This is a genomic window from Bacillus sp. GZB (genome assembly GCF_001975995.1).
GTDB lineage: Bacteria > Bacillota > Bacilli > Bacillales > Bacillaceae > Bacillus > Bacillus velezensis.
The window spans coordinates 107900-121444 of the sequence record NZ_MTQG01000019.1; the positions used below are offsets into that span (position 1 = coordinate 107900).

Annotated in this window: 6 protein-coding genes and 1 pseudogene; 2 read left to right on the plus strand and 5 right to left on the minus strand. The window is 43.6% G+C overall.

Annotated features, from left to right (window positions below; all coding sequences use genetic code 11):
* Window position 1 precedes the first annotated feature (1 nt).
* The 5 genes from BXO87_RS18700 to BXO87_RS18720 all read right to left on the minus strand — a co-directional run bounded on the left by BXO87_RS18700 (window position 2) and on the right by BXO87_RS18720 (window position 10167).
* The gene (locus BXO87_RS18700; RefSeq protein WP_038457261.1) at window positions 2–682 is read right to left on the minus strand and encodes a response regulator; all 681 of its coding nucleotides are present in this window, start codon (window positions 680–682) and stop codon (window positions 2–4) included.
* The gene (locus BXO87_RS18705; RefSeq protein ID WP_038463720.1) at window positions 679–2283 is read right to left on the minus strand and encodes a sensor histidine kinase; all 1605 of its coding nucleotides are present in this window, start codon (window positions 2281–2283) and stop codon (window positions 679–681) included. The genes BXO87_RS18700 and BXO87_RS18705 overlap by 4 nt, the downstream gene beginning before the upstream one ends.
* Before the next feature lie 242 nt (window positions 2284–2525).
* Complete coding sequence (locus tag BXO87_RS20900; protein ID WP_038463717.1) at window positions 2526–3179, minus strand: class A sortase; 654 nt, start codon at window positions 3177–3179, stop codon at window positions 2526–2528.
* 107 nt (window positions 3180–3286) lie between these two features.
* Window positions 3287–8911, minus strand: coding sequence for a SpaA isopeptide-forming pilin-related protein (locus BXO87_RS18715; protein WP_038463714.1), 5625 nt, complete (start codon window positions 8909–8911; stop codon window positions 3287–3289).
* A gap of 179 nt (window positions 8912–9090) precedes the next feature.
* A complete protein-coding gene (locus BXO87_RS18720; RefSeq protein WP_038457256.1) occupies window positions 9091–10167 on the minus strand; it encodes a response regulator in 1077 nt (358 codons plus the stop codon).
* 804 nt (window positions 10168–10971) lie between these two features.
* Between BXO87_RS18720 and BXO87_RS21110 the strand changes: the two are divergent.
* A pseudogene (locus BXO87_RS21110) lies at window positions 10972–12285 on the plus strand (sensor histidine kinase); the annotation flags it as partial.
* Window positions 12286–12357: 72 nt separating this feature from the next.
* Window positions 12358–13437 carry a response regulator gene (locus BXO87_RS21115; protein WP_257645095.1) on the plus strand — a complete coding sequence of 360 codons (1080 nt, stop codon included), beginning with the start codon at window positions 12358–12360 and terminating at the stop codon, window positions 13435–13437.
* The last annotated feature ends 108 nt before the right edge of the window (window positions 13438–13545 follow it).

Sequence of the window (13545 nt, forward strand, 5' to 3'; positions counted from 1 at the left end):
CTTATTCATGTGCTAAATAATATTTCCGTTCCGGCCTGCCGATAATGCCGTACTCTAATTCAGCGAGCGCTTCTTCCCGAGAAACGAGAAACTCGGCGTAGCGCCGCGCCGTTGTTCTGGAGGCGCCCATTTTTTCGCCCAGTTCTTCAGCCGTCATCCCTTTTTGGGCTTCCCTGAGCGCGTTTTTGATTTTTTGAAGTGTAATCGAGTTAATCCCGGTCGGCAGATCATTGAGCTGTTTTTGTTCTTTCTGACCGCTTCCGAAAAACATGTCGATAACGGACTGGCTCAGCTCCGGCTGTGAGTGCAGCCATTCTCTTTTTTCCCGGTACTGCAAAAGCACTTCTGTAAATTTATGTGCCGACACCGGCTTTATGACATAGTGGGAAACGCCTGATCTGAGCGCTTCCTGCAGGAGTCTTGTTTCGGCAGAAGCCGTAATAATGATGATATCAACGGAAGGAAAACGGCCGCGGATAAGGGGAAGCAGATCTGTCCCCAGCTCATCCGGCATATAAATATCCAAAAGCAGCAGATCAGGCTGCCGTTTCTCAAGCAGCGATATGGTGTCTTTGGCATTGATTGCTTTGCCGATGACATTGAATCCATCAAGATGTTCGATAAATTTTTCGTGAATTTGCGCTATTCGAAAGTCGTCCTCTGCAATCGCGATGTTAATCACACCGATTCCCCCTTTGGCCTTTCTTTCGGTATAAACACCGTAAATACGGCACCGCCGCTCTTTTGCTGCGAAATCTCTATCGATCCCTGCAATTCACTGACGGCTTCTTTCAGATTGGCTAAGCCGTATCCTCTCCTCGTCCCCTTTGAAGAGTAGCCCTTTTCAAATATCGTTTCTGTTTTTTCCTGAGGCACGCCGTCTCCTGAATCCGCCACTTCGATGACGATATCCCTGCCGATATCGGTCATAAAAAAGGCGACCTCTTTTTTCTCTTTTTCGGCGACGGCTTCGAAAGCGTTATCAATAAGATTTCCGATGATCGTAATGAGCTGGGATGAACCCACATGCTCCGGCAGCGATTCTAAAAAGCTGTTTTCATCTATTGAAAGCTTTACTTTCTTCTCAGACGCCTTTCCCATTTTTCCTAATAGTATGGCCTGAACCCGCTGTGAATGAATGTTTTGAAAGAGGATTTCGTGCTGTTCATTCTGGATGGCGTACTCTTCTTTTATCAGTTCAATGGCTTCATTATATTCTCCCAGCTCTAACAGACCGAGGATCGCGTAAAGCTTATTCGAGAATTCATGCGTTTGCGCCCGAAGATCCTCCGAGTATTTTTTCATTTCAGTCAGCTTGTTAATCAGTTTCTTGAGCTCCGTTTTTTCGCGGAAGCTGATTACCGCTCCGTATACTTGCCCGGTCTGCTTCATTTCTTTCACGTTTAAGATAAATACTTTATCTCCGGCACGCACCTCCACGTTCGGCGGTAATTCTCCCCCTGCCAAAACCGGCATGAGATTTGCGCCCGGCATGATTTCTTTTATATGCCTTCCGATCATCGGTTCCGGAAGATTCAGCATATCAGCCGCAGATAAATTCATCATGGTTACCGCGCCTTCTTTGTTTACGGCGATAATCCCTTCTTTCATCGCAAGGAGCATCGCATTTCGCTCCCGGTACAGAGCTGCAATTTCATGCGGTTCAAGGCCGAGTGTATCTTTACGGATGCTTTTTGCGAGCGCCGCCGCTCCCCCGATGCCGATAAGAAACACCAAACATGCAAAATAGCCTAAATGCCGCAGATGCGCTTTCATATCTTTTTCTATCTCATCTTGTAAAAACTCGACCGTTACCGTTCCGACGACTTCGTTATGATTTTTTTCCTCCAAAATAACCGGGGCGCTTCCCCGGACGGCCTTCATTCCGTCGGAAACCGGTGACCCGCCGAACATGACGGTTTTATTTTGCAGATTTTGATTTTCTTTCGGAATACTGCTTCGGGCCGAATGAAATGCAACATGCCCTTTTTGATCAGTGATGAAGACGGCGTGCGCGCCTGCCTGTTCTTTCATTTGTTCAATGACGTCTAACTTTGTAAAAGCTTCTTGATCCGCAAGCCGGAATGCCTCTTTTACAGGAGGCATGTATGAAATGGTTTTTGCCGTTTGCACCGCCAGCTGTTCAGCCTGCTTCTGCCCTTCCTTTAATTGCTGAAAGGCAAATATAACTGTGAGCGTTCCGATGACAAGTATTAATAAAGCCGCAATTAATCCGGCGATTTTCATTTGCAGAGAGACATAAAACCGCTTCGCTTCCAACACAGCACCAGCCGTCCTTTCCTCCTAAAATCATACCACTTTTTAAATCTTTATTTCTCATTTTTGAGAATTTTCGTGATCTTTTTCTCTTGTCATTTCTTTCAAAAAGTGCAGTCTGGTATAATTTTCCTCAAGAGAGATAAGAAGGATGAACTTTTTATAATCGCTGCGCAAAAAAAAGACTGACAGAAGCCAGTCTCGGGATGTTTAACAACGGACATATCTTCAGTTGACAGAGTGATTCTCTATGATGGCTGAGATACATTTGAATGACCAGAAATATCAATCAATTTTCCTTTGACGGCCAGGCGCCCTTCGGTTCTTACCGCTTTGTCGCATGTGATTAATGTAATCTCTTTATCTTTTGTCTCCTGAATTGCGTTTGCTTCTATTTCTGAAATCATGGTTTTTGATGTTACAGAATAAATATAGTCTTTTCTAAAGTCGGTAATCACGATTTGCGCGCCTTTTTTTATGTGTAAAAGAGGGCCGAACAATAGGTTCTCCTGCTTCAGATGGTGGCCTGCCAACGGGTAGTTTCCCTCGCCCATTTTCTGATCTGGACGCATAGTTGCCGCGCCGATCAGCAGGTTTTCATTGGTTGTGCCTTTTAAAATCGGAAGGTCTAAATCGATGCTGCTGATGGTTATCCGTCCGATTATCGGTTTCGGTTTGCGATTAAAACTTGACTGAACTGTTTCCCTGAAACCGGGCGGATGAATGGATTCAAAATCATAGTCCGCTTTTTTCATGTTATTTTTCCTCGCTTGTTCTGCGGTTAATTCCGATTCAATTTGGCTTTTACTGAGGTACGCGATCAAACAGCCTTTCATGAGAGGAGAGGAAATGAGAAGCAGCCCGGACAAAATAAGAACGGCAAGGATCATTTTTTTAACCATGAAGAAAATTCCTTTCTTGTACGTCATGCGGTGAGTATTTGGTGAGAAATGATTCTCTTTTTAAAAAAGCACCTGATCGATTCTTACATGATCAGGTGCGATAACGTCTATCTATTCCTTGCTTTCTTCTTTCTTGATACAACAGCCGCGGCTCCGCCGGCTAATAGCAGCAGAATACCGGCCGTGACCGGTATCATACCGTCCGTATCACCGGTTTTCGGCAGGTTTTTGCCTGTATCCGAGTGATTGGTTTTACCATTGGTATCAGGGTGATGCCCGCCTTGATTCGTTTGATGATTCGGTGTGTCTTTCCCAGGTGCGGGATTTTTTAATTTCTTATTAGAAACGACGACCTCAACGGCTTTTGACTGTCCTTTTTCAATGGTGAATTCAATTGGTTTTTCGTTCAGCTGATAGCCGTCAGGCGCTTTTGTTTCGATAAATCGATACTGCCCGGGCGCTAATCCTTTCACCGTAAAACGGCCCTTTTGATCCGTCTTCCATACCGCCGGCCGTTCTTTGCTGCCGCCGGTGTTTACCGGACGTCCGGCAGAATCCGTGATCTTGAATTCAGCACCTTCCAGCACCTTATTTTTATCGTCATGATCCACTTTTGTCAGTGTGGCATCACCAGGCGTCAGTGTATTCTCCGCACTGATTTCGACTGATTTTATGTCGGTATTTGTGATCTTGAATGATATTGGCGTTTGATCCAAACTGTAAAGTTCAGGCGCTTTTGTTTCGATAAATTGATATTCGCCTGCTTTCAGTCCCCGTACGATAATCTGTCCGTGCTCATCTGTCGTCAGACCTTCTCTCAGCACTTTGCCGTTTGCATCTGTCAGATTAAACTTCGCACCTTGCAGGACTTTCCGTTTGTCACCTTGATCCAATTTTGTGAGAACAACGCTGTTCTTGATGTTAACCGCAGTCAGGGCAGCCTGATTCGGTTTTCCGCTGTTCTCAGCCTTAATCGTAAACGGCACAGGGGTTGTTGACAGCAGATAACCATCCGGCGCTTTTGTTTCAACAAATTGATAGTTTCCGGGCGCCAAACCGCCGGCGTCAATTTTGCCGCCTTCTTTTGTCATCAGATCGTCTCTTACGGTTTTTCCATCACTGTCAATGATTTTAAATACTGCACCGTCTAAAACGTTTCCGTCTTGATCCTTCTTGATCAGCTGGACAGAGCCTTGATAGTTGACAAAGGTGCCGGCGTCAGACGGCTTCGGCTTTCCTTCCGCTGTTTCTGAGATGGTAAACTCTATTTTCTCCGTATTTAACACATAGCCGTCGGGCGCTTTCGTTTCGATGAAGGCGTAATGCCCCGGTGCAAGACCGGACGTTTCTACTTTTCCGTTACTATCTGAAACCAGATCTTCTTTAACCGTGTTTCCATCACTGCCGACGATTTTGAAGACTGCACCTTCAAGGTTTCGGCCTTCCGCATCTTCCTTCGTCAGCCGGACAGAGCCTTTATAGTTGACGGCCGTTCCTGCGTCAGTTGACTCCGGCTTTCCTTCCGCCGATTCTGAGATGGTAAACTCCACTTTCTCCGTATTTAACACATAGCCGTCGGGCGCTTTCGTTTCGATGAAGGCGTAGTGACCGGGTGCAAGGCCGGATGTTTCTATTTTTCCGTCCTTATCTGAAACCAGATCTTTCTGAACCGTTTTACCATCACTGTCGATGATTTTGAAAACTGCTCCTTCAAGATTCCCGCCGTCTGCATCTTTCTTCGTTAATGCGGCTTTTCCTTTATAATTCACCATTGATCCCAATTCAACATCAGGTACTTGATTCTTTTCGTTCTTTGCGATTGAGAAGTGAATGGCTTTTGTGTTTACGATAAACCCTGATGGGGCTTTCGTCTCCATCAGCCGATAGTATCCGGCGGGCAAACCGTTGATCTCAACTTTCCCATTTTTATCGCTTTCAATATTATTTTTTATCAGAGTATAGGTACCGTCGCTTGATTTTTTCTCAAGCTTAAATACAGCACCGGCCAAAGGCTTGTTGTTTTCGTCTTTTTTGATAAGCGTCACCTTATTTTTTTGATTTATGACTTTATAGAATGCTCCCGTTGCGGAGGATTTGCCGTCAATCGCAACGGAGACCCCGTTTACATAAGCATCGCTGATGGTGTAGCCGTCCGGAGCTTTTATTTCTTTCAGTACATAGGTTCCGTAACGGATATTCCCAAACGTAAGTTTACCGGCATCGTCTGTTGTGCCCGTACGCAGCAGCTGCTTGCCGTCTTTAGACCATAATTGAAAATCTGCTCCTGAAAGAGATGTTCCGTCTGATCCTGTTTTAGATATCGTCAGGCTTCCCTTCTCTCCTGATCCTGAGCCGCCGCCGCTTGAAATGGCGACAAACACTGAGCTGTTGTTCTCTTGGGTCTGCTCCTCAACATTCGTCCCCGATATCGACACTTTGTTGCTGACCTGACCGCTGCTGCCGGAAATATTAATGAGAGAACGATATTGTATGACATACGCGCGATCGATTTGTTTATAGCCGCCTATAAAGGTAAGGACAAATGATTGTTCACCGGTGGCATTGTCAGTTTTCATATCTACTTTATAGTCCTTATCTTTCTCAAGCTCCACATCACCCGGAATAAGATTTCCGCTGCTGTCTTTCATAACGCCGTTCTCATTATATTTTGCTTGATATACTTTAAAAGAATCTTCATCTATTATTTGATTCTCATCCGGTGTGTCTTTGACTTTTACGTTATCCAGTGTCGATTGGCTGGCATTGACATTGATGTTCCAATCGATATTGTTTCCGTTTTGTTTGCCGCCTTTAGAAATCAGGTTTCCTCCGTTTGCGATGGAAACTGAACCCGTCAGCGTTCGGTCTGCGTGGTCATTATTAAAGTACTCTGCTTTGTTTGTGTATTGATTCTGTTTGATGACCTGGCCTTTTAATGACGTTTTAAATTCAATCAGGTATGGTACAGCGTCATCTGTTTTGAGACGTACGATTAACGTATTTTTGTTGCCGTCTGACGGCTCCTCTATTTCATATTTTGAAGAATCCAGCGCCTCTCCTTCAATGATGGAGCCGTTTTTGCTGATAGTATACGTTTTGACAGCAACCGACCCATGCAAAAATTGCTGACCATCTGTGATCGTATCTTTTATATAAGGATTCTTTGAAGGTTCGCCATTGTAATTGATGCCGACTTTCCATGTGATTTCTTTTGAAACGGCATTGTATGAGCCGTTTTTGAATCCGTTATGGGACGTCTGATTGTTCGGTGTGAAACCGCTCGATTCCTTATTTGTGCGTTTGTTGCCGTTTTTATCGGTCCATGTGGACTCCGCCGTATTCTTAATCGTTTCGTTTGAAAAGTCAGCGTTGAATTTTGTCGTATACGTGATCTTAAACTGACTGTTTGTTTCTGCATAATCCCCGATCAATGCTATTGTAAAGCCTTGATTTCCGGATTTTTTTGTTAATGTATAGTCTGTTCCTTCTTTCAGCGTTTTGTTATCAGTCGTGTCTTGCATGTGAAATGAATCGTCAATGAGCGCCAGGCCTCCGCTGGTAAATTGATCATCCAGCGTCCAGTTTTTCATTGTGTAACCGTTTTTGTTAACTGTGATTGTCCAATCAACCGTCTTCTTCTCATAGTCTGCGTTTGAATAATGTTTAATCAGATTCTGCTGAATGGCGGTTCCCGGAGTTTCCTTTGATTCCCCTGTATCTGTCACTGCTGTGTTGGTGTATTTGACAGGACTGTCAATAATGACCCCATCGTTGATTTGAGATTGATAAATGATCTTATATGCTCCTGTGACAGTTTGCTTGAATTTTATGTCAAAGCCGTTCCCGTTATCAGTCAGCGTATAATCCTCACCCTCTTTTAATGGGGCGCCCTCTTGTTCGCTGCCGTTCTGGCTGAATGTAATCGGAAGGACTTTCAATGAACCGGGAACAAGATGCAGATCGTCTGATCCGAACGTATCCTTGATGCCGGCTTTGGATTGATCAATCTTTTTCTCACCGTAGTTGTACATAACAGCCCAGCTGAACGTTTGGGTTTCTCCTTTATAACCTGTCGAAGATTTTTCTATCATTTTTCCGTAACCCGCTGTTACGGAAGCTTCCGCAGAAATCGGCTCCGCATTTTCTCCGCTGAATGCCGCCTTGTTTGTCAGCGTGATGTTTCCGCCTTTACCCGGCTTTGCCTCATCTTTAATTTCCGTGTCATATATGAGCCGGTAGGCTGAATCAATTGTCCCGGCGAAGGTGACATTACCGTTTTCGTCAACAGTATAACCTGAAGTTATCTCATTTCCCTGACTCACCGAGCCGTCAATATTCACATCAAGTTCATACACTTTCACAGAGCGGAAAGTCAATTCGTCCGGAAGGCTTTCAGTCAATTTCGCATTCTTAACTTCTTCTTCCTTTTTATTAAGATCAACCGTCCACGTTACCTTTCCGGGATTAATACCTTTATCCAATGACCCTGATTTCTCAATGGTTTTATTGACATTCGGTTTAAAATAAACCGTTACGTCCGGCGTATCAGAGTTAACCGGAAACTTAATCTTTTGTGTGGTGGATCCTTTTATTTCTTTCTGATGGAATTGGGTGTTTACATACAATGACCCCTTGACGTTAGTATCTTCTTTTACCTCGCCGTTAAACGTCATGATGACATGGCCGCTCGTATTAATGGAAAAAGTTCCGTACGTACTATCGCCGTCGGTCAATGGCTGGTTGGTAATGTCATTATGCATGATAAATTCTTTAGGCAGATCAAATTCATATCGATCACCGTCGTTTATTGTTTTTCCCAGCTCATTCGGAATCGCCCATTGAATGGTGATATTTGCCGGAGAATTCGTATTCGCAGGGTTGTTTTTGTCATATGGTTTTCCTTTTTCATCCGTCAATTTCACATCAGTTAAAATATTTTGCGTAATCTGGCTTCCGCCTGATTGAAGGCTTTTAGCGGCAGATTTGCTTGAAATCACCATTTTTGATTGACTGCGTTTAGCAGAAGGTTTTGATTTCGTTGTCTGTTCTGCTTTCTCCCCGCCGTCTGCAGATGCTGATTTTTTCTCTGTCTTTTCCTGAGGTTCAGCAGGTGTTGAAGAGGTGTTTTTTTCTGTTTCGGAATCCGTTGTTCCGTCGTTCTTCACAGGTATTAACACCTGCTGGGCCTTGCCGGCATCCAGTTGAAAAAGAGCTTTTGCCATTTTCGTCTCATCTGTTATGTCGGGAGTAAACTTCGCCGACAGTGTAATGGAGCCTTTGGCATCCCCGGCATCCGCTTCAGCATCATTCACTTTCACTTCCAGCGTGCTGCTGTTTGCTTCAGCTTTATATATACCGATCACCCGATCAGCTGATGTCAGCTCACCTTCATCGTTATCTAATGTAAAACTTTCCGGAACCTTTATGGTGATATTCCGGTCACTTGCATCTTCCTTGTTTTTTAGTGACCATTCGTATGTCAGTGTCACTTTATCTCCCGGTGCTAAAGCCGGTTCACTGGCTTTTGACCCGTCAACAGTCTGCTGTCTGCCGTCTTTGACTGCAACTGAATCAAAGAACCCGCTCTCGCTTTGTTGTGATCCGGAAGCGGCTGCGATCGGAGTAAAGCTGACAACCTGGCTGAAGATGAAAAACAGCGTGAAGCATGAAATCAATGCCGGCCTCAGCCTTTTGCTTTTTTTCGGGCTGAACGAAAAGTTCCTCACTCCCAAGTCTTATTCCTCCCCTTTTATATAGACTTACGTTCGAACAAGCCGGTAAGCATGGGATTCTCCTTATCCGAACCAAACTACATTGTATGAAATCGGCCTATACAAATTCTGTACATGGGATCATTTCAGAAATAGCGCACAAAAAAAGACCGGCATCAGCCGGTCCGGTCATTCAATCGTCAATTGATTTTATCCTTCAATTGTTTATAGCGTTCGTATTCCTTTATCGCCTCTTCTACCTTTCCCAGTTTATTAAATAACTGCAGTTTGTATTGTATAATTTTATCGTCACCGGGCTCTATTTTCTCAACCTGCAGGCAAATGTCCATCGCTTGATGATCGTTCTTCTCTTGGATGAGAAAACCAATCAGTTCGTACGCTTTGCTGAGCCACAGATGGGCAAGACGCGCTTTTTCCGGCTCCGCCCACAGATAGCCATTCTCCATGAAGTAATGGTTCTTATATGACATGACAATGTTCATGTGCCAGGTTAGTGCAGCTGCGCTGAGCGGAGGAGCCTCTTTTAATGTTTTTTCCCATTCAACTGTATCAACCTTTACTCCGGAAAGCCGGAGAATGTATCCTATATCGGTATTTTCTATTGATTGGCTGAAGGGCAGCTGACCGATTAATTTCCGTATCTGATATATTGTCGAATAGAGCTGGGTGCTTGCTTTTGATATATCATAAGCAGGCCAAAACATTTCCATCAGCATGTCTTTACTGACTGTGCGCCCTTGATTAAGAAGTAAAAATGCATACAGTTCACGGGCTTTGGATGTTCTCCACTTGACTGTTATGTATGTTTTGACACCATTTACCGATTGATAAAAGTCCAGGTTCCCAAAACATTGTATAACATAATCCGTCCCGGTATTCTCTTCTGCCGTCCTGAGTTTTTTATTCATTCGGATTCGCTCAACAGTTGTCAGCAGCCTGGCATTGTCAACCGGTTTTAAAAGATAATCGACAGCATTTAATTCAAACGCTTTGATCGCGAATTCATTATAAGCGGTGATAAAAATAACTTGAATATTTTCATTGAGCTCCTGAATCGATTCAGCAAGCTCAATACCGTTTATCCCGGGCATTTCAATGTCAAGAAACACCGCATCAGCTGCTGAAAGCTCCGAATGCTCCAGAACTTCCGCCGGATCTTGAAACGTTATAATAGATTGAAAGGCGTTTGTCCGCTCAAGCATACGATTAAAATGAAGCAATGCCAGTTCCTCATCATCCACAATTAACGCTTTCAAACCGCATCCCACCCGTCAATATAGATATATCTGAAAATAATTTCAATTATACCATGCCTAATGCCCTATATAGTTGGATTCTTTTTCTTTCTCTTGTTGTATTATAACGTTTGTGATTACAATATTTATACATTACATAGGATAATAGAATGCCCCTGAATGGGATAAAGGAGTAATGATGTGAAAGAAAAATTTATTTCGATTTCGATTATTTGCGGCTATGCCGCTTTCTTTATGATTTTTATGGTCCTGAATTATTTTTCAGGATCATCCCTCCCTCAAGCTGAACAGGGCGTGATCAATCTGGAAAAGTGGGATTTTCAAAAGGATGGAAATGTCCAGCTGAACGGGAAATGGATTCTATATCCAAATCAGATGCTATCACCGCAGGCTCTTCATTCAGCAAAAGGAAAAAATCCCGTACTCGTTGATGTCCCCGTCAATGTGAAGCTGTTCGGAAAAACGGCCGACGTGGATTACGGAACGTACAAACTGACAATCCGCTCAAATGAAGACAATCAGGTTTTGGGGATCAGCACATCTTATATCTACAGTTCAAACCGCCTTTATCTTAATGGAAAAGTAATCGGACAGAGCGGCAATCCTACAGAAAAAGCTGATTTTAAGGCGCAGAACAAACCGTACAGCAGCTTTTTCAGGCTTCGCAAGGGTGACAATGAACTTGTCCTGCATTTTTCGAATTTCGGAAAAGTTCCCGGCTGGGGGATCGCAAAACCGATAACGTTTGGGACTCAGGAACAAATTATACGCGAGAATCAAATTTCCTTTTTCAATGATTCCATTATGATTACAGCTTTTTTCATTACCGGTATATATTTTCTCGGCTTTTTTCTGCAACGGACAAAGGATAAACATTTATTGTTCTTTTCCGTGATGTGTCTGCTTTTTTCTGCCATTATTCTTATGATCGGGAAAGAAAGAATTATCTTTCTCCTCTTTCCGTCTATTTCATTTTCATTGCTGAATTCCTTGCGTATCATCTCAACCGTGCTTGTCAGCATGGCGGTTTTTCTTTATCTCTTTTATGCATACAGAGAAATTGTCTCAAAAACGACGATCACCATTTTAACCGCTTTATCCGGGACCATCTTGATCACTGATTTTATGTCCGGAAGTTTCATTGACCATCTCTCATACATTTTACATTCTGTTCTTGCCGTTACGACTCTGTTTTATATTACATATATTTTTACGATTGCCGCCATAAGAAAAATAAAAGGAAGCACGTACCTTACACTCGCATCCGTCTCGATGAGCGCTTTTGTAATTCTTACGACCATTTCAGCTTACAGCGGCAAAACGGCTTTTTCTTTTAATTCGCTCTATTCATTGCCGACAGTCATCGCTTTATTGGCGGTGGTTCTTCTGATGGCGCAGCAATTCGCCGGAGCTTTCCGGGACAATGAAGTCCTCTCACGGAAATTAGTCAAAATCGACCAACTGAAAGATGAATTTATCGCCAAAACTTCACACGAATTCAAGACGCCGCTGAACAGCATTATTAATATATGCCAAACCCTTGTAGCCGGCAGAAAAAAGAAGACGATAGAGGAAGAGAAAGAAAATATGCAGCTGATCATCCGTATGGGCTACAGACTTTCTGATCTCGTAAATGATATTCTTGATTTGGAAAAAATGAAGCAGGGTATGCTGCAGATTCGTCCGGTTCCCGTCGATGTGCATGCCGTCATATGCAGTGAGATGAACTTCTACCGGCTTTTATCCAAACATAAAAAACTTGCCATTCTTAATCATGTGCCGGACGGCCTCCCTTTGGTGCTTGCAGATGAAAACCGATTCCGGCAAATCTTAACCAATCTTATTGAAAACGCAATCAAGTACACATCCGAGGGGAACATTATTCTTTCTGCTGAAAGCCTGAATGACAAAATGATTCAAATCACGGTGGCCGATACCGGCAGCGGCATTCCTGAGGCTGATCTTGAAACCATTTTTGATTCTTTTCAGCAAGCGGGAGGGACGGAAGAAGATGGAACGGGTTTAGGTTTAAGTATTGTGAAACAGCTCGTCAAGCTCCAAAACGGGGACATCTGGGCGGAGTCAGCGGCGGCGCAAGGATCAGCCTTTCATTTTACGTTACCCGCCGCTCAAATTGATTCTTTACCGGAAGCAAAGACCGAACTTCCTGAATCACATCCCGGGCAGAGAATGTCGGATATTTCGCTGGTCACGCCTTATTACTCAGAAAAAATCGATGCTCCGACGATTCTGATCGTCGACGATAACATCGAGAGTTTGAAAATTTTAACTGATATGCTGGAAGGTGTTCCTTATAACGTAATCGCAGTAAAAAGCGGAAAAGAGGCGCTTCAAGCTGTCTCTTCCTCGAAGCTTGACTTGGTCATATTAGACTTGATGATGCCCGACATGACGGGTTTTGAAGTCTGCACAAACATCCGCGAAAGATTCAGCATGGTCGATCTGCCGGTTCTTATCGTTACGGCAGCCATTATCAGCCATGACAAATACAAGGCGTTTCATGCCGGAGCAAACGACATCTTACAAAAGCCTTATCATTACTCTGAATTCACCGCGCGTATTAAAAATTTAATTTTGATGAAGCATACGGCTCACCAAGCCACAAATTTAGAAATGGCATTTCTTCAGTCGCAGATTAAGCCTCATTTTCTTTACAACGTATTAAATACGATCATCGCGCTCAGCCATTTGGATATTGAAAAAGCACGGGAAACCACTGCTGCATTTACAAACTATTTAAGGATGAGTTTTGATTTTCAAAACACTTCGGACATCAGCTCATTCAGAAACGAACTTTCTATCATTACGTCATATCTTTCTATAGAAAAAACACGCTTCGGCAAACGGCTTGATATCCTTTTTGATATTGAACAGGACATTGACTTCCCCCTTCCGCCTTTAATGATACAGCCATTGGTGGAAAACGCCGTTCATCACGGGATCAGTAAGAAAAGAGGCGGCGGACGGATAAAGCTGACAGCGAAAAAACAAGGCGAAAACACGTATTTTATCAAAGTGGAGGATAATGGAACCGGCATCATGCCGGGCATACAGAAAGATATTTTGTCTTCTGATGTTAATCGCAGTGTCGGCCTGAAAAATATCAATCGGCGGCTGAAGCATTTTTGCGGAAGTGAATTGACGATCACCAGCACCCCGGATGAGGGCACCGCTGTTTCGATGATGATTCACACTGCCGGCACAACGGATGATTCGAACTCACTAAAAACGTCTTCATTAAGATACTGATTAACTTCAGAAGGCTTGTAAATACTTCTGCCGGCTGTCGGGGAATTCCCGTCAGCCTTTATTTACCCAAAAAGACGTAAAAACAAAAAAGCTTGAAGAAAAAGTGAT